The organism is Kamptonema formosum PCC 10802 (assembly GCF_000332335.1).
Lineage (GTDB): Bacteria > Cyanobacteriota > Cyanobacteriia > Cyanobacteriales > Oscillatoriaceae > Oscillatoria.
The window spans coordinates 5,475,841-5,498,866 of record NZ_KB235948.1; the positions used below are offsets into that span (position 1 = coordinate 5,475,841).

Genomic DNA, 23,026 nt, shown 5'->3' on the forward strand with positions numbered 1-23,026 from the left:
GTTAAGCCCCGAGCTGCCCGACCGACCGTCAATTTTATCGATGAGTATTGCGCCCCCTACAGAGATATCTTTCCAGAAGTTAGAAGCTTTGAAGCTTTTAAGCTCCTTCACCTCGGAATGATTTCAGACATTAAACGCAAAACTTTACCAGCTAGAGCCAAAATCTCTGGCTTTTAGAACGAACATTTTTTGCATTTATGACTCAATTACCTCAGGGGATTTTACAGCTGAAATTCCGAGATTTTTCATTCTAGCAGTAGGCACTTAGGTTCGTACATTTCGGCCTCTTTTGCACCCCCCACTCCTGCTCCTATTGTCCTAACCCATATTACTACTGGGATATAGACGTAGGCCAGCGTCTGGCTGCCCTGAAGGTCTAATGTTCTAACCTCAGTGCATAGTGCTATAATATTAAAGGCGCTTCGGAGGCGAAAAATTATTTTATAGCAGCAGTCATATTGGTTAGAACAATAGAAGCTTCGGGAGCGGGGGAGCAAGGGACGCCGGAATGTAGGTTTCCTAAATGCTTACTGCTATATAGACGTAGGCCAGCGTCTGGCTGCCCTGAAGGTCTAATGTTCTAACCTAAGTGCATACTGCTATAATAATTGACGAAACCGGCACCCCCAAAAAAGGAACTAAGACGGATTATGTAAGCCGGCAGTACATTGGCCAATTAGGGAAAGTTGAAAACGGTCTAGTGGCTGGCTTATGGATTAATCGACGGCATAACTTTCCCCCTAATTTTTGAAGTGTACAAGCCGAGAAAGCGCCTCCAACCAGGAGATGTCTACAAAAGCCAGCCAGAAATAGCTGTTGAATTGCTCCATCAGTTCCGAGAGATGGGATTTGAAATAGAGAGAGTGCTAGCTGACAGCTTGTATGGAGAAAGCAACAGCAAATTTATCGCCGCCTTAGAAGGAGATGAATCTTCCCTATTTTGTGGTAATTAGAAGGGATTACGGAGTCTGGCGCGGTTAATTTATCGAATGAATTTCTTTCCACCGGCTATTTCCGTAAACGGCCAGCAGTGGCAATATTACTTTTTCTCTGCCTAGAGTGACAAAAGAGGGATATAGCAGTATGCACTTAGGTTACGACATTAGATCGAGAGGGCACGGAGGGAACGCCTGCCCTCCGCCTTTTTCCCTAGGTCACTGATGTCCTAACCAATATGACTGCTGCTAGAAGCGGAAAAAATCACATTTTGCCGGATGTAGCAGGGCGTTTACTTCACCCACTGCGGCAAGTCGCCCTGCATGATTTCGTTTTGCAATTTTAGCTTGCTCAGTCGCGTGCCACTCCGCTGCAAAGCGATGGAATGGCTGTAGCAATACCGGCAGGCTGCGAGCCATTTTTCCCCGGTTTTATTGAGTTTCGAGTTTGGGGAAGCCCGGCTCTTCTTTGACCTGAGATTTATAATTTCGGATTCCGTAGAGCCTGGAGCTGAAACAGTGGAGGATGGCAAGGATGTCCTCAACCATTTCTCGCTCCCGACTCAGACTTGCCTCATTGAGAACCACGAGGCAAGCACCCGTTTTGCTCGCAGATCCATCGAAACAGGTCAAAGCCTTTCCTTGCCAACTGGTCTTTGTGGGCAACAACAACCATTCGGACATCTCCTGACAGGATTTGCTCCAGTAAGGCTTGCAACTTTTTCCGCTTGAAATTGAGCCCGCTTCCGATTTCGGCAACGTTAGCGTAGCGGCTCCGTAGGAGCATTTCGGCTTGCGGGTAGAGGCTGCTGAGGGCTGCGAAAAGCCGATTGAGGTCGGGCTGTTGGGCTCGACTGCTGACTCTGGCGTAGGCGACGACTTTCCTCGTGTCCCTGCCGGCTGGCAACATAGGACTCGATATTGTAGCGGCGCTGTCCTGATGGGGTCCTGATGGCTTTATTTGGCCAATAGGGCTGTCCTCAAACCTCTGCCTGTATTATATCATTTTATGCAACTTTGTCCAAAAAACACGTATTATATCTCACCTCCTGCTTGTTCCTTCTCTGTTCTATTTTCACCGCTTGCGGGAGCGCTTGCGCCATCCGCCTGCTTTTAGCCAGCAAACGCCGGCATTCGACCGTAGGTGCGGGCTGGCCGCACGCCCTGGCCAAAAGGCTTCAGGCAGCAGAAAAAACAAAACAATTCGCCTGCCTTTTTGCTTTCTAGTCCTGACCGGCCTCATGAAGCGGTTGCTCTGTTGAGAAGCGCTTCAATCTTGGCTAGCAGTCGGGGGAATTCCACCGGTTTGGTGTCGTAGTCGTCGCAGCCTGCAGCTAGACATTTCTCTCGATCGCCTGCAATGGCGTGGGCGGTGAGGGCGATCACCGGAATGCCGGTAGTGGCCGGTACTGCTTTGATCTCCCTCGTCGCCTGCCACCCGTCCAGTACCGGCAGGCCCATATCCATCAAAATCAAGTCGGGAGCTTCCGACTGAGCCATCTCCACGCCCTGGGCCCCATCCGTGGCGATCGCCACCAAGTACCCTTTGCGGATCAGACGCCGCGACAGCATGTCCCGATTCATCTCGTTATCTTCGACCAGCAAGATTTTCGCCATTGTTCTTTTCCCTGTAGCTGTGAGCAGCCCTATTTTGTATGCCCCGATTTTGGATTGCTTTTCACCACTCTAAAATCTAAGATTTAAACTCTTCAATCGGTCTGGTCTGTCCTGAGCGCTGCCATATCGAAACGAGGGGCTATTCTTTTCCCCTCACGGCGGGTGGCAAACCCTGTCCCAAGGCACGCCGGCATTCCCCCTGCGGGCTGGCACAAGGCTTGCCCCCATCCGGGGCGATGGCACCGGTTTCTGGCACGCCTGCTTCCAACGCCCCAAGCCCCCACCCCCGTACAGGCACCGCCCGGACAATCTGGGGGCGGGCACAAGGCAAGCCCTGTGCAAAACCGGGGTGCCGGTGTCCCGCACCTCAACAGCCAACCGGGTTGCATAGGAAAGTGATAGCTCGTAAATATTATAATTAAAAATATTTGCCCAGATATTTCCCTGAAGTCTAGCACTTAAATTGCCTCTATATAACTCAAGTTGCTACCTACAAACCGTGAGCTTTTCGAGCTGCCCAGACGGAGCGGGCTTTTCTGCCACCGGCACTAGAAAAGGGGGGGCTTTTCCAGTTCCCCTCGTTAGCCGCCTTCCCAGCCTGAGGCTGGGAGCGCCGTTTTGGAGGCAGAGCCTCCAAAAGTTGCAACTTGGGTTATATACTTTTTAACAGTCAAGGAATAGCTCCGGCTGGGGCTGGGTCGCCATCTCCGAGGTTTGGCGATTTCGGCGCAGCGTGCGGGGTGCCGGGGTGGCCCTTTCAACTCGCCCGGGGAGGAAATACCTGCGCGTGCGCTTCGAGGCAGTCGCTTCGGAACTGCGCACACCCCCACCGATGAAAATTGTCCCCAGGGCGGGGCGAACTGGTGGGGCATTAGCCCAACTATAAACTTTGGGCATTAGCCCAACTGCAAACATAATGAAAATTGTCCCTGAGGCGGGGCCAATTGCTAGGGCACTAGCCCAACTACAAACCGGGCGGTCCACCGCCGTTTGTTGTGGCTAGCGCACCTCGCTTGTTTGCAAGGCGGCAATCACCAAGTCGCAAACTTCGTTAACAAGTTGATCCGGGCTTTTGGCATCCTTGAGGAATATCTGCTCCACACAGCCATTGAGGAGCTGGTAATCGTCTGGTGTGAGATCCATCGCTGTGATCACAATAACTGGCAGCGAGCGCGTCTGCACACTGTTGCGCAATTCGGCAATCACCTGGAAACCATTCATTTGGGGCATCATCAGATCCAGCAAAATCAAATCCGGCTGTTGCGAGCACAGCTGCAGCGCTTCCAGGCCATTTGCTGCTTCCAGAACACCAACCCCCTCTTTTTCTAGCATGCGCCGCAGCATTTCGCGGGTTGCCCCATCGTCTTCCACAATCAGAATTTGGTTAGCTGGTTTCTTGTACTTGCGCAAGAGGGTGAGGAGGCGGTTGCGGTCGATGGGTTTGGTGAGGTAGTCCGCCGCCCCCAAGGCGAAGCCGAAATTTTTATCGTCCAGGGAGGAGGCCACAATCACCGGCACGTCAGCCAGGTCCCGATCGGCTTTCAGCGCCGAGAGCACCGCCCAGCCATTCATCCCCCGCATCAGCACGTCGAGCACAATCGCATCCGGGTGGAGCGTTCGCGCCAGCTGCAGCCCCGCCTCGCCGGAAGCTGCTATCTCAACGCGAAACTTTTCCTTGGCTAACCGGCGGGCAATCAGCTCGCCTACTGCCGGATCGTCATCTATGGCCAAGACGGTGAACGCGCCAGCACCGGCTGCAGCTGGCGATTTAGCCGCCGGTCGCCCCAGAGCTGCCTCGGCGGTTGCCAAGTTTTTCATCAATGTGGGCCCCCCACTCTTGACTTCTTCTTCTCCTCCTTCTTCGCGCACCCGTTCTGGCAAGCGGATGGTGAAAGTGGAGCCACAACCCTGACGGCTTTCCACCTCAATGTCGCCGCCCATCATCTGGCAGAAGTGGCGGGCGATTGCCAGCCCCAAGCCGGTGCCGCCATATTTGCGCGTGGTGGAGGCGTCCGCTTGGGTGAACGGTTGGAATACCTTCAACAGCTGCTCTGGGCTCATGCCGATGCCGGTGTCGGTGACGCAGAAGAGGATCTGCGGGCTTCTGGCATCCGGCATTGCGCCCCCGGCACCGGGTAAAGGCGCGAGATCCCGGCTCACCGCCAGGGTAATCGTCCCCCCTTCGGTAAACTTGGCGGCGTTGCTCAGCAGGTTGAACAGCGTCTGGCGCACTTTCGTGAGGTCCGCCCGCATGCTGCCCAGATGCCGGTCGCACTCCACTGTCAGGGTATTGCGGTTTTTCTCCACAAGCGGTAAAATAGTCGCCTCAACTTCCGAAATCAGCTCCGAAATCTCGAAAGTTTCCAGGTACAGATCCATCCGACCGGCTTCAATTTTAGAGATGTCTAAGATGTCGTTGATCAGGGCCAGCAGGTGTTTGCCGGCGGAGCGAATTTTCTCCAGATCGGGAACGATATCTTCATACCCAAAGTCTTGGGCTTCTTCTTGCAGCATTTCACTGTAGCCAATAATAGCGTTGAGTGGCGTGCGCAGTTCGTGGCTCATATTCGCCAGAAAACTGCTTTTCGCCCGGTTAGCTGCTTCAGCGGCTTCTTTTGCCTGCTGCAATTCTTCCTGGGCCCGCACCCGCTGAGTGATGTCAGAAACGGTGCCGTCGTAGTAGAGCACCGCACCGCTTTCGTCTCGGATTTTGCTGGCGTTTTCCGAAATCCAGATAATGCTGCCGTCTTTGCGATAGATTTGCGACTCAAACCCCTCTACCGTGTCTTGCTCTTCCATCAGGCGAAGGAATTCCGCTCGCCGGTCAGGAGCGACGTACAGCTGCTTCCCGATGTCGCGCACTGTGCGGATGAGCTGTTCGGCTGAGGAGTAGCCGTAGATGCGTGCTGTTGCGGGGTTGGCGCTGATGTACTGTCCTTCGGGGGTGGTTTGGAAAATTCCCTCAACAGCGTTTTCAAATATGCTGCGATATTGCGCTTCCGCTTGCCGCCGCGCCTCTTCCGCTCGTTTGCGCTTGGCTAGATTGCGTGTGTAGGCGATAAAAACATAAATGGCGATCGCTGCAATGATCAGGGCGAAAATCTGAACTTGAAATTTTTTATGGGAGAGCCGGTCTGTGCGCTCTTGCAATAATCCGCGCAAGGCTGGAACTGCGGCGTCATAGAGCTGGAATTGAACCTCTAGGGCTTGGCTGCCGGCGGCCAAATAGTCTGCCGGTTGAATCTTCCGGCTTTCCGGCGTGACGATTTGCTGGTTAACTAAGCCGGCAAAACCAGCCGTAACCCGCACGCAGCTTTCTGTGAGGGCTTCTAGTTTGGGTTTAAGTTTTGGGTTTTTCCCAAAAGCAACTTGCATGCCTCTATTGATGGCATCTACGGGCGATTTGAGAGAGCCCGACAGAATGATGAGCTGGACTTTTTCACCGGCTCGCAGCTGCTCTCGTGCGGCGAACTCTGCCCCCAAGTCTCTGGCGAGAGCCGTTTGTTCAATGGCTTGGGGGAGTTTGACTATCACCGCATCCATGAGATAGTAACTGTCGAAAACCGGGTCGAGTATCAGGTTGGAGGTGTCCCCCACATGGGCCATCAGGGAAATAATATCGTCAATTACAGCCGTGTGGGCGTCAAGTTTGTAGTTGGGCTTTAGCCCAATCAGGCTTTTTAGCTGCTGCCACTTTTCTTTTAAGGCATTCCATCTTTCGGCGGTTTTGAGGGTTGCCCCCAGCTTTTGATCGAGTCGCTCCAGTGCCGCAAACTGAGTTTCTATTTCCTCTCGCTTCACTCTGCGGTTGGCTGGCAAATACGCACTGCCCAGCGCGCCGGCATTTATCGCGGATCGCTCCTGTATGAAACTTTCTAAAAGCACTCTTAAATGCTGGGTGTACTCCAGTCCAATTCGCTCTTGCTGCGCAAACAGCAGCTGGCTGTTTATTTCGGAAATTAGCTGATATACGACTAATGAAAAGGCCAGTATAAAAACGAGAAGCAAGCCAATTAATCGGCCCGGTTCGGCAATGGTATTGCGCAGGGGTTTGGTCACGGTAACGGTCTCCTGTTTTTTCGGGTTGAGAGTGACTTAAACGGACAGCGTTCCGCCAATCCAGCGGCAGTGCGGTGAGGTTGCAGTGACGCTCCCCTGCTGCATCCTCAGAAGGCGGCAAACACACCCGGCAGTGATCGGGGAAAGGGGAATGCCTGCGCTAAGCGCGCAACAGCGGCAGCTGGCAGTGTCAGGCCGGATGTTGGGTCTGGGAGCGGTGCGGAAATCCCCTTGAGGAATGGCAGGCACTAGCCGCCAACAGGAGCGGGCGAGAGTGAATCCTGGCAACGGGATTGAAACAAGGGATTAAAATAAATACGGGACAGAAATGTTCCAACCGGATAAAAAACTGCGGGTCACGCCGCTCAGCTTTTAGGCTTTTAATCTTCCTATCTGACCCCAGGTTGCGGAGCCACATTTAAGGCGATTACATGAACTGCATGGAAATTATCGATACAAAAAATTAGGCAAATTAAGTGTTTGCTTTTTTTTTTCTGAAGGGTGAGTGAATTGCAGAGGGGGGAACTCCCTCTTTTTGTTCGCCGGCCCGGCTTGCGCCACACGGTAAAAGGCACATCCGCAAAGGAAAGGGCTCTGCCGCACCAGTGGTGGGAGACCCCCTTTTTTGGGCGCAGGGCGCAGCGCACAGGGGGTGGGAAATACCAGTTCCCGTCTCAGGAGGAACGGGTGCCTTCCCGACTCTCGCTCGCTCCATCAGTGGGGCGATACGAGAGGGAGCGCACGGGGCTGCGAAACGGGGGGCGGGAGTGGGGGCGCAGGAGATTCCCGCGCTCGGTGCTTGCCTTTGAGAAAATCACTAAGTTTCGGTTATTACCATAACAGGGTGTTTATCACAAAGAAGTGAGGGCTGCCAGAAATCGGTTTTCTCGGGCTCGTGGCCTTTGATAGGTGTTCCCCCAGCAAGAGAAACCCAGTCTCTCACCTCCTGCAGCTGCTCAACAATTACTTTATAAACGCGCTCTAAGTCCGGAAGAGCTAAAGAAAACATCATCTTTTCTTTTATGCGCGCTTTTGGCGCTATCGCTATTTCTTCTTTCGGGCTACACGGGTAAATCCTGCCTGGGGTTAAAGGTTTCAACTTGACGCAGCTTTTCATAGAGTTCCCGTTCTTGGGGGCTTAACTCTCTCGGAACTGCAATCTGGATCTCGACGATCTGGTCGCCGCGACTGCCGCTGCCGGTGGGGTAGCCAATGTTTGCAAGGCGCAAGCGCTGTCGGGGCCTCACTCCGGGCGGTACGGTCATTTTCACCAGCCCGTCGAGGGTTGGCACTTCTACCGGCCCTCCCAGCGCCGCCTCGCTGGGTGTCAGGGGCAGCGCGCAGCAGATGTCCGATCCTTGCAGCTTGAAGAACGGGTGCTCGGCTACGGTAATTTTCAAGTACAGGTCCCCGCCGGCAATTCCTTGACTCTTCAAGCGGATGCGCTGTCCGGTCACCATTCCAGACGGCATGTTTACTTCGAGAGAGCGACCGTCTTCCAGGCGAATCCGTTCATTTCCTCCCACATAAGCTTTTTCCAGGGGCAGAGTCAGGCGAGCTTCCACGTCGCGGCGGGCGGCGCGAGAGCCGGCGATGTAGGCGGTTTTGCTGGTTCCGGGGCGGAAGGAGTCGGGGGAGTCGGTGCGGAGTCGGGAGCCTGCGGGTTGGGTGGAGACGCTGGCGGAGCTGCCGCGCCGGCCAAGCAGCTGGTCAACAAAACTGTTAAAGTCGGGAAACTGGCCGTAATCCACCTCTTCTGACTTGCGGGTGCCGGTGCTGCCGGTGCGGATGTTCCAGCTTTTTGGGGCTGGAGAGCGCCCGGGCTGCCGTCCCTGGAAGCCTTTCTGCTTCCAGAACAGGCTGTACTGGTCGTATTGCGCCCGCTTGTCGGCATCGGAGAGAATGTCGTAAGCCTCCCCGATATCCTTAAATTTTTCCTCGGCCTGTTTGTTTCCCGGATTCAGGTCTGGGTGATACTGCCGGGCGAGCCGCCGGTAGACCTTTTTAATCTCCTCGGCGGTGGCGTCTCTGGGAACTCCCAAAATCTCGTAGTAGTTCCGAAAGTTCTGCATTGTCAGTTGTCTGGTGTCAGTGGGTAAGACAGGCGGGACGCCTGTAGCGCTTTTCTGGTGAGCGTTGCGATGGCGTGTCAGTTGCAAGCCGGTCAGCTGGCAGCCCGTGGCGGGCTTTGGCGATGGCTAATTGTTCAAAGGCGCAGTTGCCAAGTTCGTAGGGCTAAAGCCCAAAAACGAACCTAGGGGGTAGGGCTAAAGCCCAACTACGAACCTCCTGACCAATGACTCCTGACAAATTAGAACCAGTCCTCATCCTCATCATCCCACTCATCCGAGGAAGTATTCGTGCGGGGCGTGCGGGAGTCCCCTCTGGCGGGGCGGCGGACTTCGTCGCGATAGGAGGGGCGGCTGTCGCCGGAGAAGGTGCGCCGAACCGAGTCAAAGAAGTTCTCTTCTTCATCAGAGCGGGAAGCCTGGTAGACTTCCCGGCTGAGCTCGTAGAGAGCGTCTTGCAGCTGGGAGCTCGCCAGATCGACGCCCCGCTCGTCGCTGCGGGCTATTGCGTCGCGCAGCTCTCGAATCAGAGATTCGATGCGGTTGCGAATCCCGGGCGCAAACTGCATGCCGTAATCCAAGGTGACTTCTCGCAGCTGCCGCTCGGCTTGATAGGCTAGGGCTTCTGTGCGGTTGCGCTTCTCGACTCGCTCCCGCCGCAAGCGATCTTCTTGGGAAAATTGCTCGGCATCTCGGATCATGCGGTTGACTTCCATTTCACTGAGGGTGGAAGCGCCTTGGATGATGATGCTCTGCTCCCGGCCTGTGGTTTTGTCCAGGGCTTGTACTGTGAGAATCCCGTTGGCATCAATATCAAAGGATACCTGAATCTGGGGCAAGCCTCTGGGAGCGGGCGGAATGCCGGTGAGCTTGAACCGGCCCAGGGATTTGTTATCGGCGGCCATCTCCCGCTCTCCCTGCAGGACGTGGATTTCCACGAGGGTTTGGTTGTTTTCGGCGGTGGAAAAGATATCGGACCGGCGCACCGGGATGGTGGTGTTGCGGGGGATGAGCTTTTTCATCACGCCGCCGATGGTTTCCAGCCCCAGGGACAGGGGCGTCACGTCCAGCAGCAGCACGTCCCTGACCTCTCCCGCCAGGATGGCGGCTTGGATGGCGGCTCCCACGGCGACGACTTCATCGGGGTTGACGTTCTCATTGGGCTGTCTGTCTATCAAGCCGCGCACCAGCTGCTTGACCATTGGCATGCGTGACGAGCCGCCCACCAGCACCACTTCGTCAATTCTTGCCGGTGTCAGGCCGGCATCGGCGAGGGCTTGTTTGACAGGGATGCGCAACCGCTGCAGCAAGTCGCCGCACATGCCTTCAAACTGAGCCCGAGTCAGTTGGGTTTCCAGATGCTTTGGCCCGTCTTCGGTGGCCGTGATGAACGGCAGGTTGATTTCTGTGACGCCAACCCCAGAAAGCTCTATTTTGGCTTTTTCTGCGGCTTCCGTAAGGCGCTGCAGGGCTTGCCGGTCGCGCCTCAAATCGAGTCCTTCTTCTTCGAGAAACTTCACCGCCAGCCAGTCCACAATCTTTTTGTCGAAGTCGTTCCCCCCGAGCTGGGTGTCCCCGCTGGTGGCTTTGACTTCAAACACGCCGTCGCCCACATCCAGGATGGAAACGTCAAAGGTGCCGCCGCCCAAGTCAAACACCAGGATGGTCTGCTGCTGCTTGCGATCGAGTCCGTAAGCCAGGGAGGCTGCCGTTGGCTCGTTGAGAATCCGCTTGACTTCCAAACCGGCAATCCTGCCGGCATCCCGGGTGGCTTGCCTCTGGGAGTCGTTGAAGTAGGCCGGTACGGTAATCACCGCGCCGGTGACGGGCTCTCCCAGGTAGCGGCTGGCTTCGTCTGCCAGCTTGCGCAGCACCATCGCTGAGATTTCCTCTGGGGCAAATTCTTTTTTCAGCCGAGGGCACTGGATTTTGATGTTGCCGTTTTCCTCTTTGCGGATGGTGTAGGGAACTCGCTTTGACCCCGGGCTGAGTTCGGCATACTTGCGCCCGATGAACCGCTTGACGGCATAGAAGGTATTCTGGGGATTGAGCACCGCTTGCCGTCGGGCTAGCTGTCCGACGAGCTGCTCCCCTTCTTTGCTGAAACTGACTGCGGAGGGAGTCGTGCGCATGCCTTCTGAATTGGCAATCACCACCGGCTTGCCGCCCTCCATGACGGCTACTACTGAGTTGGTTGTACCCAGGTCAATGCCGACTACCTTTCCCATGCGTTAGTTTTCTCCTCTCGCGTTGTGCTGACCCGATAGATACTTGGTTTCCTTTAGTTTATGCAGCCATCATAAAACTGGCGCTACAAGTGATTGCCGCTGTTTTTGGCTGTTAATGGTGCCTCACCGTCAGCGTTGGGGCGGTATCTTCCTTGCTGACTTTATTCTACCGTGCGGGCGAGACGCGCCCAGAGGTCATGCGAGAGGGGGTGCCTTGGCCTGCGGGCTGTGCCTGGGGCGAGAGGCTTCCGGGACTTCCGGGGCTTCCGGGGTCATAGAAAGGTCAGTGCGATCTCACCCGCTCTTGACAAAAATAATATTTTTGATTATTTTAACGCCCCCGTTCGCCTGCAGCCGTGCAAGGGGCCGGCGGTTGGATGCTGTCACAGCGCGGCTCGATGCCGGCTGTGCCGCTCCCTGACTGCCGGTGGGGAGAGCCGAAATTTCCCGTCTCTACAAAGACGGGGCGATTCGTCGCACTCCCCTATCTTGTCTGGGTGGGGGAATGGATTGCGCTGCTGTTGCAACCGGGCTTTAACAGCCTGGCTTGAAAAAGTTGGCGCTTTTATTCGCAAAAAATGCCCTCAAATTTCAAGAAATCTGAGGGCATATAAATGTCTTATGTCAAGTTATATCCCAGAAGAAAAAGCGGGAAATCGCAACGGATTTTGAAGGCCGCGAAGACAGACCGGTGAATTCATCCTTATTCCTTAGCTATCTGTGTCCGGATGCGGCAAAAAATAATTTCTGGCGATTAAACGGACTTGACATTAGCCCATTTTGATTCGGTTTACTGCCGTCTTTAGTTATGCAAATGACATGGCAATGTTATAATTGGTATCGCCACTGTATTGATAGACCTGAACAAAATAGTTGTCCCCAGGAGTTAAGCTAGCGGTAATAGATTCATTTGCGCTGCCCCCATAAGTTGAACTTGCAATGACCTCGCCGGGATCGACCGCTGAATTGCTGTTGCTGTCCTGAACCAGCCGGACATCAGCATCCGAGCTCAGCCCAGTCATGTTCAAGGTAAAAGTTCCCGCCGAATTCACGATCAAATGGTAAACATCAGCGGTGTCAGTGGTGCCCACCCAGTCAGTAAAGGTTCGAGTGCCACTCAGGTTGCCAACCTCGACCTCAGAAGACAAAATATTGCTCGGTGCGTAGTCGTTGGTGGCCGATAGCCTCAGATCGTATTTGGTATCGCCACTGAACCGATAAACTTGAACAAGGTAGTTACCCGCAGCTTGGGAGCCAGCGTTAATCGCCTCATCGTGGTTGCTACCATAAGTTGAACTGCCAATCAGCGGGTCGCCAGAATCAATAACACCGTTATTATTGGCGTCCTTATACAGTCGGACATCGGCATCCGCACTCATGCCAGTGAGAGCCAGGTTGATATCTTTGGCACTGGCCAGACGGAAACTGTAGACGTCACTCGTGTCGCTGCTACCCACGAAGTTACTGGCCACAAATGGGGTTTCACTCAGCGTACCAAGGTTAAACTCTGCCATTTTATTTCTTCCTTAAAGGTCTAGAGGATTATTCTGATCTCGATAACTTATTGATTAGATCGACCGATTAACGGCTTGCGATCTTACCTCTATCTACTTGTCAGTCTAACTCCCAAGGATTGCTCAAAATTTTACAAAAATTAACAGGAGTGGTAGCCGCCCTCACGGGAATTGCGGAGTGCGTTCGCCCAGCAATAAATCAGCAGCAATCTCTATCTATAGGTAGTTGGCAACTGGGTGTCAGCCCTCTTAAAATGATAGGTTTACAGGTCACATGTGCTTCTATATCAATTAAGCGGCATCCCTCTATGGAGAGAGTGGGAGAACAGCTGCAGGATCTGGTTACAGAAGCGAGCGGGCATCAGGCCTGGAGAGAGGAGTGCGGGACAGCAAAAAAGCAAATTATGTGCTGATTGTTGAGAAAAAATATTGGAAAAGAAAACGCCTAATAGAAAAATTGAGGGTGTGGCAGGTTCACCCCCCCTCAAAATAATCATCCTCAGTAGCGGCTAAAACTTATAACATTGGCAAATCAAGCGCGGGTTTGACAGCGCCGCCTAGGCGGATACGAAATCGTAGTTGAGAGAGACGTTGGTGGTATCCTGAACAACGGCAATCAGGTCGCCACTCCTGTAGATGGCTGTATCTAGGGCGGAACTGCCAGACCAGTTGTAATTCTTGTCTAGCGTGTAGTCGCTGATGCTGCCATAAACCTGAATCTTGTCGCCCTGGCTCCACTTGAAGTCAGTGATGGTGGCGTACCCACCGCCTTGATAGTATGAATCGTAGGAATCGCCGAGTGCGAAGGTGTCAGCTCCCCCGCCGCCGGTGAGGCTGTCATATTCATAGGAATCATAGGAATAGCCACCGCCATTCAGGTAGTCGTCGCCGCTCTCACCCTTTAGACTGTCAGTGCCGGTGCCGCCATACATGGTGTCTTTGCCATCATAGCCCAGCAGGGTGTCATTGCCGGAGCCACCATACATCTTGTCATTGCCGGTCCAGCCATCCAGATAGTCATTGCCGGCGTCACCGTACATGACGTCATCGCCGGCATTCCCGTAGAGGCTGTCATTGCCATCCCCACCTCCCAGGGTGTCGTTGCCCCCGTAACCATACATGTTATCGTTACCAGGGTTCATATAATCCATCGAGTCATTTCCAGAGGTGCCGTAGTAATTAGCCATGTCAGTTTCTCCTTGTACAATTCGGTAAATTGACTGCTATTCATGCTTCAACAGAGGTCTTTAATTTGCCGGCTTGTGGCTGGGCGGGCTACGCTCCAAAACCGCGTGGTATTCCCTCTCACGCCTTTCTGGAAACTTTTTACCGGGGGCAATACACAAGCCTCAGCTATAAGCTCCCCAAGAGGCGTTTTGCGGGACTCTTTGGAAATCAAAATTCCGCAAAAAGCTGAGCTGTTAACCTCTATCTACCTGTCAGCTTCAGGTTCGAGAGTGCCGCAAAATTTTACATAAGTTTACACTGCGGGGCAGCTGCCGGTCGGGAGAGACAGACGCACCAGCCCTGCGCTCAGGACTCCCACCGGACTGAGCGCAAATCTCTACCTTTAGGTAGTAGACATAAGGGGGATAAATTTTATTAAATTGATGAGTTAAGAGACAAAAGTGCTTCTAGATCAATGGAAGAGGCATCGCTCTATGGAGAGAGTGGAAGAACAGCTGGAGAGGCAGATTACAGAAGCCTGCAGGCATCCAGCCGGCAGCGTCCAGCGCCAGAGAAAATTAACCAAACTCATCCGTTCAATTGCTAGCAAACTTTGGAAAGAAAACACACCGTATTATGAAGATGCGCTGCAACAGACATGGGTGTACTTCTGTCAAAATATCTGCGAGGGCAATACGGGTGAGGCGTATAACCCGGCGCGGGGAAGTGTCCTCACCTGGCTAAATACCTACCTGAAGCGGCGGCTGCAAGATTTCTATATAGACAGTCAAAATCGGAAATCCAAATTTGTGCCAGGGAAGTGGGGAGCGAATGAGGACAGTGAAACCGCTGACCCCGTAGACAATCTGCCGGCGAGTCCTGACGCTCCCCCGCTGCTGGAAGACGTGAGAGCTTGGGCTGAGACAGACTCAACAGGAGAGTTGCGCAAAATCCGGCTGCAGGGCCACCCGGAGGTGACCGCCCAAGTCTTAATACTGAGGCGCTTGCCGCCGGAAACCAGCTGGAAAGCCCTGGGGGCGGAATTAGGTGTGCCGGCTTCAACATTAAGCAGTTTTTACCAGCGCCAGTGCCTGCCCCGCTTGCGTAAATTTGGCGAATCCGAGGGATATATAGAGTAGAGGAGGCGAGTATTTTCGTCCCTAGTAGGCCCGCAAGCGCCTGTAGCGAAGCTCTAGGGATTATGGAATAAAAACAGCAGTGCCATGACTTACAGCAGCCATGAAATAGAAAATTTTGCCCTACCGCTGCCGCTGACCCAAAACGCGCGGCGGGTGGCGCAGCAGTTTGCCAGCGAGCAACCCACACCGCAAAAGGCAGAGCAAGTCCGTTTGAATACCCTGGCCGTGTGGGTGGTCAATGACTACTTGCAGATGATGGGCATTCCCACAGACCTATCCGCCGGCGACAGCTGGAACCGCGTCGTGCGCCTGTGTGCCGACGTGGCGGACCTGCAAGTCACCGGTGCCGGTCGCTTAGAATGCCGGCCCCTAAAAAAGGGCCAGCGTTCCTGCTACATTCCGCCGGAAGTGTGGCAAGAACGAATTGGCTATATGGTGGTGGAGATAGATAGTTCCTTCCAGGAAGCCTGCTTGCTGGGATTTGCCCCAACAGCAGTCACGCACTCGCTGCCGGTCAGCCAGCTGCAACCGCCAGAAGATTTAATCGATTGCTTGAGCCAGCTGAGGCAGCCGGCACCGGCTGCAGTGCCGGCTGCACCCGCTAGAACTGCGGTGAACTTGAGCCGGTGGTTCAGCAATATTATTGAGGCTGGCTGGCAAGCGGTTGAAACTGTGCTCAACCCACCAGACGAATCAGAACTAGCGTTCAGTTTTAGAAGCCTGCCTTTCAATTTTAGAAGCCCCGACACATCAGTCCCAACTGAGCTCGGTCTGCCAGAAGCCGGCGTCAGACGAGCTAAGTTAATAGACCTAGGGATGCAGATCGTCGGTCATCCTGTAGCCCTAATCGTGGAACTCAGGCTAGAATCAGAACAGAAGACCAATATTCTCCTGCAAGTGCATCCTGCCGGCAGTCACATTTATCTGCCCCTAGGACTCCAACTGACTGTCCTCGATGAATCTGGGGCGACTTTTCAGGAAGTCCACTCCAGAAGCGCCGATAATTACATTCAATTGGAGTTCAGTGGCCAACCCGGCGAGCGGTTTTTCGCTCAGGTGGCTTTCGGCGACGCCAGCATTACGGAAGAATTTGTTATTTAGTTAGGGGCTGTCAGAGAAATATCAATTAATCCTTGAAATTTAAAGGTGCGGCGGCATTTTTAAATTTTTCACAGCAAGTATTGAGGGATCGCCTGGTCAAATGGGAAAATTAGTTTGTCTCAAGCTAGGAGATGGCGATTTTGAGCGCGGGTTTCCAGTCACCTTGCAGATTGGGAAAGAAGATTCGCGCCCAACGGCTGAAATCACCGGCTCCCTCCCCCCCGATCCAGAGATTCCACTGCTCTACAGCCGCTGGCAAATCGCCTATCGCCGCTTGGGGGTGCGCTCCCGACTGGAACCCAAAGCAGGAGTAGTAACCAACGTTTCCAAGATTGAGGATGTCAGCATTGCGGCGCGAGAATTGTGCGAGCGCCTGAATGCTTGGCTGCGCTCCGCTCCTTTTTGCTGTATCAAAGAAAAACTGCTAGAAAAATTAATGCCATCCGACGAAATTCGGATGCTCCTGCAAACCCGAGACATTCAGCTGCAGCGACTCCCCTGGCATCTTTGGGATTTATTGGAACACTACCCGAAAGCTGAAATTGCTTTAAGCGCACCGGCATACGAACGGATAGAGCGCCCCTCTCCCGCCAGAGGAAACAAAGTGAGCGTCCTAGCCATTTTGGGCAACAGTGATGGCATTGACACCCAGGCAGATAAAGCGGTGTTAAGACAGTTGCCGGGCGCGGAAATCAACTTTTTGGTGGAGCCCCACCGGCAGGCGCTAACCGCCCTGCTCTGGGAGGAACAGGGCTGGGACATCCTGTTTTTTGCGGGGCACAGCTCCAGCCTGGGGACTGGCGAGACAGGCCATATTTACCTGAACCGAACCGAAAATTTAACCATTGAACAGCTAAAATACGCCCTCAAAAAAGCCGCTGAGCGAGGCTTAAAAATCGCGATTTTCAACTCCTGTGACGGGCTGGGACTAGCCCAGGAGCTAGCTTCTTTGCAGATCCCCCAAATCATTGTCATGCGCGAGCCGGTTCCGGACCGGGTGGCGCAAGAATTTTTGAAGCATTTCCTGCAAGCCTTCGCTCGCGGCGAAACTTTCTATTTAGCCGTGCGAGAAGCGCGGGAAAAACTGCAAGGCTTAGAGGGCGAATTCCCTTGCGCCACCTGGCTGCCGGCGATTTGCCAGAATCCCGCTGAAGCGCCGCCGGCTTGGCAAGAACTGCTCACTAAACTCAATAAAAATTATACCGCAAACCGAGCCGTTTTGCCAACTGCAAAACTCTCGCCGGTCGGGCGCAGCCTCCGCACAGCGTTGCTAGCCAGCTTGCTTGTAACGCCGGCACTCATGGGGGCGCGGCACCTGGGAGTGCTGCAGGCGTGGGAGTTGCAAGCCTTTGACAGGTTAGTGCGAGTGCGATCGGAGGAAGGGCCAGATCCGCGCATTCTGGCGATCGGCATCACGGACAAGGATTTTCAGCTCAAAGAACAGCAGCAAAGAAAAGGCTCTCTCTCCGACCGGGCGCTGGCGATACTCCTGCAAAAACTCGAAGAATTCCAACCGCGAGCCATTGGCTTAGATATCTATCGCGATTTTCCTGCAGACCCGAAAGAGCGGGAATTAGCCGCTCGCATGCGGCGCAATCAGGGCTTGATTGCAATATGCAAAGTCAGCGAGCCAGAAATCAGCGAGCCCGGCGTCTCACCCCCGCCGGAAATTCCTGAAAATCGCCAGGGATTCAGCGATTTTTCCGTCGATCCGGATGGCGCGATCCGCCGGCATCTGATCGCCATGAAGCCACGCGCCACATCCCCTTGCGCTGCGCCCTACGCTTTCAGCGCACAGCTGGCATTCCGCTATCTGGAAACAAAAGGCATCAAAGCCCACTACACCCAACAAGGAGAATTGCAGCTGGGTGACGTTCTCTTCAAGCGCTTGCGAAACCGCAGCAGCGGCTACCAGCACCTCGACGACTGGGGCTACCAAATATTGCTCAATTACCGCTCCTACCGCTCTCCTTCTGAGGCTGTCGAAACCGTCACCCTCACAGAAGTGATCGCCGGGAAAGTCAACCCCGATGCCTTCAAAAATCGCATCATTCTCATCGGCGTCACCGCTCAAAGTGCCGGTGACAATTTTACAACTCCCTACAGTGCCGCCCGCTGGCCCTACCAAGAAATGCCCGGAGTCCTCGTGCACGCCCAGATGGTGAGCCAGATTCTCAGTGCGGTTCTGGACGGGCGGCCCCTGCTGTGGGTCTGGCCCCAGTGGGCGGAGGTTTTGTGGGTCTGGGGCTGGTCCGTGCTGGGAAGCCTGCTGGCGTGGCGCATTGGCAACCCCCGCCACTTAGCGCTGGCGGCAGCCGCCGCACTGGCCGTTTTATACGGACTGTGCCACATCTTGATGGATCGGGGCGGTTGGGTGCCGCTCGTACCGCCGGCTCTGGCTCTGGCCCTCACCGGCGCGATTGTGGCCGCTTCCACCGCTTCCCCAGCCCATTTTCAGGAGCCTGACTTATAAAAATTATTTTTTTTAATAAATCGCCGCCGTGAAAGACCGCCAAGGAAAGAAAAGAGACAGGATTTCTCAAATTATTTATAACTGCTGGAACTTAGCGCTATGACTGAATTAAAATTCTCTCCTGCGGCTTCTTGCAGAGTCCAGACTTATCCGGTGGAAAATTTGTCTGCCAATTGCAGGCAAACTGCTGGCGTCCCACACATAAAACTCGCCTTTTCTATCTGTCTGGCATCCCTGGCTTTCATGCCGGCAGCAGCCGGTCAACCTGTCACTGACTGGCCCCCAACTTTGAATTATAGCACACAGTTAAACCCAACATCAATCTTCAACACCCCCCCGCCACCAGACAACATCGGCGAACCGGGCGGTCGGATTGGAGGGGGAAAGCGGGGCTGTGGCGATACCGGCAATGATTTCCAGGACTCTGAGGCAAAGGCACTCACGGCATTAGTGCCGGTTTCGGATTCGGGACTGGTCTGGGGATTAACAACCTCTGAGCGACCCACGTTTTGGTTTTACGTCCCTTATTCCGCCCCACTTCCTGGTGAGTTTGTCCTGCAGGATGAAGCGGACGCGACTGTCTACCAGACCTCTCTCACCCTGTCTGGAACGCCGGGAGTTATCAGCGTCTCCCTCCCGCCCACAGAAAAACCGCTAGAAATTGGCAAGCGATATCACTGGTATTTTATTGTTAATTGCGATTCAGAACCCATCGCTTTTGTTCACGGATGGATTCAAAGATCCGAACTGAATCCCGCCCTGACAGTTCAGTTAGAAAACTCCACACCGGCTCAGCGGGTCGCCCTTTATGCCGGCAGCGGTTTTTGGTACGATGCGCTGACTGCAGCAGCGGATATTAGGCGCACCGGCTCGCAGGACACATCCTATTGGGCTGCCCTGTTGCGAGATATTCGCCTGGACAATCTTGCCCCCCAGCCGGTGTTAGATTTTAGATTTTAGATTTTGGATTTTGGATTTTAGTCTTCGGGTGATTTTCAAGTCTCCGACTCTCACCAGAAGACTCCACAGCAGTTCCCAATAATTTGTCAGCCGCCTCTCTTCCCTTGGCGCTCTTGGCGTCTTGGCGGTTTATCAAAACAGGACTTAGGCAGCGACACTCAATTGTGGGGGCCGGTTACGCTACCGCTAACCCACCCTACTGCGATTTTTTATATCCAAAATCCAAAATCCGGGCATTCAAAATCCAAAATCTGGGCATCCAAAATCCTACAGCCAATTCCCCACCAACACATAAGGTGCCCAGAACAGCGGACGCTGGTACTTAGGATTCTTTAAAAGACCCAGCTGCGCTTGACGGAGGGCTTCGGCTTTTGTCAGCTGGTTGCTCGCTAATTCCCGGTAAAATTGACTCATCAGCAGGGCGGTAGACTCATCATCCACACTCCACAGAGAGGCGAGGGTGCTGCGAGCTCCCGCCCGCACCGCCACTCCAGCGAGCCCCAGAGCCGCCCGCCTGTCCCCTGCAGCGGTTTGGCAGGCGCTCAAAACTAGCAATTCAATCCCCTCAGTTGAGCTTCTCTCTCCAGTTCGCAGCAAGCTATCCAACTCTTTGACATAAATCCGCTTATCCCAAGCGACAATAAATGTGTCGCTGGCATTCGAGCTGAACTGACCGTGAGTGGCTAGGTGAATGACAGGAAAGGACAAGTCGCTGACTCGCTCTTGAAGCGCTTTGCTGGTAAACTCTTCGTTGAAAAGAATCCGGCTTCGCACCTCCGACTTAATTTCCTGCAATTCCCGCTCGACATTTGGCAGTGCGGGAAATCCCGAGCGGGGTTCAGTCACACCGGCAGCCAAAGCCTCCAGCCTGCCGGTGTGCAAAGGTTTGGGGGATAGCAGCTGCAAACCCGGAGCCAGGGCAATGCTATAGTTCTCCACCAGATAGCGCTCGCCGTCGTAAAGGGCTGCCATCGGGATATTCCGGAAGGGAGAGTCGAGGACAAACACTAATGTCTTGACTTGGCTGGCATTTAAGTCTGGCAAAGCCGGAGCGACAAGCCAGCTGTAGACCTGCTCTGACAGGGACTTTACCTCTCGGAGGGCATAGGGTTTTGTGAGATTGCTCCGCAACTGTTCTAGGGTGCTTTCTACTTGGCTTTTTGCGAGGCGGACCCTGTAGTGGCGCAGTTCATTTTGATTGGGCAATTTGAGGATAACTTCTGTGCGGTCTGCCAAAACTATCGGATAAATCACCGCTGCCTTGGGATTAGAACTGTCAGCGATTTCGTCTATTTGTTTCGGCTTGGCATTCAAACAGGCATCCCGAAAGAAGTTGTCTAGCTCAGCCAGCTGCAGCGCTTCAATCGTATCGCGAGCTCGCTTTAAGTTTTCTTGCGCCGGCTGCTCTGATTCCAGAAGTAAAGCCACCAGCTGCCGGTACACCGGCTCGACTCGATCCCGAAAGTCGAACTGAATGTCGGGGTTGAGGGCGGCGAGATCGCTGCGCAAGGACTTGAGGGTTGCCACCGCTTGCGCGTAAACCTCCAGCGCTCCCGACCTGTCGCCTAGCGCCAGCCGCAGGCGTCCGAGCTGCCACTGCCACTGATAGGCAATATCCGGCGCGCCGATGCTCTGGGCGAGGTTTAAGGCTGCTTCCGTGTGGCGCACAGCGACCGGCAGCTCTCTGGCGACCTCGTAGAGCTGGCCCAAATTGCCGGCGGCGTAGGATTCGGCTCGCTCGTCTTTCAGGTCTTTCGCCTGCTGGACCGCTGCGCCCAGTAACTGGGCAATTGCTTGTGTTTGCAGCAAGTCTTCTGCCGGATTTTGGAGTGGGGCACCGGCTGCTCCCCAGCTCTCCTGCTGCAGGCAGATTAGACTGCCGGCAAAGTTCACCCGGGCGTAGACTGCCGGCCTGCTGGGGCTGAGCCGCTCGATCTGCTGCCGCAAGTCGCGCAATTCCTCAGCGGTTGGGGTTTGCTGTTGCGCCAGCAACACGCTCAGCCGGTTGAGCTGCGCCTGTATCTGCGTCAAATTTGAGGTTGATTTTTCTGCACTTTTGTGATATAATCCCTCAGCTTTATTGTAGTAGGATTGAGCGTCGGGCGGGATGCCTCCGTCAGGGCAGCGCACCGGCAGGTGCCGGTGACTGCTGCCATCCTGCTGGTTTCCCACTCGGCGGGCAAAAGCGAGTGCTGTGCTGCCCAAACTGAGCAAAGTCTCACTTTCTTCTTGACGGGATTGCAGCTCTTGTGCTATTGCTAAACTTTGCTCCAGAAGCTGCTGAGACTTGTCGAGATTGCCGGCGAAGCGCAAGGCGTTTCCCAGACTGCGCAATCCTGCGGCTTTCAGGGGGGAGTTGGGCTGCGCTTGCAGGGTTTCTTCCAGCTGCTGCAGGAGTTTCACGGCTTGCCGGTACTGTCCCAAGGCTTGCAGGGCGGTGGCTTGGTTAATCTGGCTGCCGGTGCGCCCGTGCCGGTCGCCTGCTGCGCCATACGCCTCAGCCGCCTGTTTCCAGGTGGCCAGGGCCTCTTCGGTCTGTCCCTGGGCCAGTTGCAGGCTGCCCCGGACGTTGAGGGCGAGAGCTCGAATCCGCTGCGAGTCCGCACTGCGCGAGTCGGAGGGGGTTAGGAGGCTGAGGCTGGTGGCGCTCGCCTCGCCAGCTTCGGACAGCTGTCCGAGTTTTTGATAAGCCAGGGAGAGATAGCTGAGCGCCAGAGCTTGGTTGAGGGCGTCCCCCCGCGACTGGTACAGGTGCGCCGCCTGCGCCAGGACTTCTGCTGCCGGCTGGAACTCCCCCGCCCGGTACAAGTTTTTGCCCTGTTCCAGCAGTTGCGTCGCGGAAGCCGGCTGGCCGGCTGCCGGGGTGGCTGCGGCAAGAATTGCCACCGGGGGCGTCAGGCAGAAACCATAAGCCACAAGCAACAGGACAGAGATAATCTGGGAGGGGCTCATACCTATTATAGATGCCTGAATTTTGGATAATGGAATTGAAAAAGGCGGCAGTCAAGCCTTTTCAGACCTAGGGAAAAATACTATTTATTCCAACTTGTCTCATTTTTCTCAAAGTAGTGGCAGCTGGGTGCGGGGCAAGAGCTCCAGCTCGTTTCTCTGTTGCTTGTTCCGCCGAGCGAGCGCCAAAATTGAGTTCACTTAAGCTTCACGCTTCTCTTATGTTAGTGCGCTTTCAGAAGGTTTGGTAATAGGTAATAATATGTCCTAATGGCACCGCTTTGGCACTGAGGGTGTGGGGGGCGAGGTATAGCACACCGGCGCGCCTTACAGCGGGGGGATCATATGCGTGAGGGGAACCGCCTACCTCACATGAAGCCGAAAAATCCCTGAGGCGGCTCCCCTCACACAAAAGAAGCCCGCGCCCTTCCCTCAACTTGTGATAACCTGGGTTTGTGGGAACCAGAGGGAAAGCCGGTGCTATGTCCTTACCCAAATCAGAAACCTGGCGCATGTCTGGCGCAGCGCTAGCGCAGTATTTCATATAGGTTAGGACATTCATGGCATCGCGCGTGGGCCATGCCCCACCCGATAAGCAGCAATACCCCATCCCCTAATGCCTCCAGGGGATAATTGGAAGATGTTTATGTCCTAACCTAAGTGCCTATTGCGATAGAGACTCGGTTTCCAGATATAAAATTTGGGCGCTATCGCAGGATTCATCTTTGCGATCGTGCGATGGTGCCCAAGTTTTTCCCGGCGCGCCTTACAGCGGGGGGATCATATGCGTGAGGGGAACCGCCTGCCTCACATGA

General features: G+C 54.5%; 13 protein-coding genes and 3 pseudogenes. 7 read left to right on the top strand and 9 right to left on the bottom strand.

The genetic code is table 11. From position 1 onward, the window contains the following. Positions 1-171, top strand: a pseudogene (locus tag OSC10802_RS54785) (IS701 family transposase); the annotation flags it as partial. 430 nt (positions 172-601) lie between these two features. After that, positions 602-969: pseudogene (locus OSC10802_RS56695) on the top strand (transposase); the annotation flags it as partial. Between the two features lie 398 nt (positions 970-1,367). On the opposite strand, the pseudogene OSC10802_RS46595 reads toward OSC10802_RS56695, so the two are convergent. From OSC10802_RS46595 to dnaK, 5 genes and pseudogenes are all read right to left on the bottom strand, one after another. Further along, positions 1,368-1,894, bottom strand: a pseudogene (locus OSC10802_RS46595) (IS607 family transposase); the annotation flags it as partial. Between the two features lie 280 nt (positions 1,895-2,174). Further along, a complete protein-coding gene (locus OSC10802_RS0124070; protein ID WP_017719330.1) occupies positions 2,175-2,552 on the bottom strand; it encodes a response regulator in 378 nt (125 codons plus the stop codon). A gap of 999 nt (positions 2,553-3,551) precedes the next feature. Then, a complete protein-coding gene (locus OSC10802_RS41570) occupies positions 3,552-6,611 on the bottom strand; it encodes a hybrid sensor histidine kinase/response regulator (protein ID WP_017719332.1) in 3,060 nt (1,019 codons plus the stop codon). Positions 6,612-7,672: 1,061 nt separating this feature from the next. Beyond that, entirely contained in the window at positions 7,673-8,683 is a 1,011-nt protein-coding gene (locus OSC10802_RS0124090) for a DnaJ C-terminal domain-containing protein (RefSeq protein ID WP_017719334.1), read from the bottom strand. A 239-nt stretch (positions 8,684-8,922) separates the two neighbouring features. Next, positions 8,923-10,908 (bottom strand): molecular chaperone DnaK, encoded by a 1,986-nt coding sequence (dnaK, locus tag OSC10802_RS0124095; RefSeq protein ID WP_017719335.1) that lies wholly within the window; start codon positions 10,906-10,908, stop codon positions 8,923-8,925. A 377-nt stretch (positions 10,909-11,285) separates the two neighbouring features. On the opposite strand from dnaK, the gene OSC10802_RS50895 reads away from it, so the two are divergent. Further along, positions 11,286-11,459 (top strand): hypothetical protein, encoded by a 174-nt coding sequence (locus OSC10802_RS50895; protein WP_155968307.1) that lies wholly within the window; start codon positions 11,286-11,288, stop codon positions 11,457-11,459. Between the two features lie 255 nt (positions 11,460-11,714). Here OSC10802_RS50895 and OSC10802_RS0124105 read toward each other — a convergent pair whose 3' ends face one another. Together OSC10802_RS0124105 and OSC10802_RS0124115 are read right to left on the bottom strand one after the other, a co-directional pair. Further along, a complete protein-coding gene (locus OSC10802_RS0124105; protein ID WP_232731741.1) occupies positions 11,715-12,380 on the bottom strand; it encodes a pre-peptidase C-terminal domain-containing protein in 666 nt (221 codons plus the stop codon). 599 nt (positions 12,381-12,979) lie between these two features. Then, the gene (locus tag OSC10802_RS0124115) at positions 12,980-13,609 is read right to left on the bottom strand and encodes a calcium-binding protein (protein ID WP_017719338.1); all 630 of its coding nucleotides are present in this window, start codon (positions 13,607-13,609) and stop codon (positions 12,980-12,982) included. A gap of 474 nt (positions 13,610-14,083) precedes the next feature. Between OSC10802_RS0124115 and OSC10802_RS0124125 the strand changes: the two genes are divergently transcribed. The 4 genes from OSC10802_RS0124125 (at position 14,084) to OSC10802_RS41575 (ending at position 19,262) form a co-directional block, all read left to right on the top strand. Continuing rightward, positions 14,084-14,728, top strand: coding sequence for a hypothetical protein (locus tag OSC10802_RS0124125; RefSeq protein ID WP_017719340.1), 645 nt, complete (start codon positions 14,084-14,086; stop codon positions 14,726-14,728). Between the two features lie 84 nt (positions 14,729-14,812). Continuing rightward, positions 14,813-15,829 carry a DUF1822 family protein gene (locus tag OSC10802_RS0124130; protein WP_017719341.1) on the top strand — a complete coding sequence of 339 codons (1,017 nt, stop codon included), beginning with the start codon at positions 14,813-14,815 and terminating at the stop codon, positions 15,827-15,829. Positions 15,830-15,929: 100 nt separating this feature from the next. Next, complete coding sequence (locus tag OSC10802_RS0124135; protein WP_017719342.1) at positions 15,930-18,302, top strand: CHASE2 domain-containing protein; 2,373 nt, start codon at positions 15,930-15,932, stop codon at positions 18,300-18,302. Between the two features lie 99 nt (positions 18,303-18,401). Continuing rightward, complete coding sequence (locus OSC10802_RS41575; protein WP_017719343.1) at positions 18,402-19,262, top strand: DUF928 domain-containing protein; 861 nt, start codon at positions 18,402-18,404, stop codon at positions 19,260-19,262. 267 nt (positions 19,263-19,529) lie between these two features. Here the strand turns inward: OSC10802_RS41575 and OSC10802_RS0124145 are convergent, their stop codons facing one another. Continuing rightward, complete coding sequence (locus OSC10802_RS0124145; RefSeq protein WP_017719344.1) at positions 19,530-22,214, bottom strand: CHAT domain-containing protein; 2,685 nt, start codon at positions 22,212-22,214, stop codon at positions 19,530-19,532. Positions 22,215-22,446: 232 nt separating this feature from the next. Beyond that, complete coding sequence (locus OSC10802_RS54790) at positions 22,447-22,755, bottom strand: hypothetical protein (RefSeq protein WP_155968309.1); 309 nt, start codon at positions 22,753-22,755, stop codon at positions 22,447-22,449. Positions 22,756-23,026 lie beyond the last annotated feature (271 nt).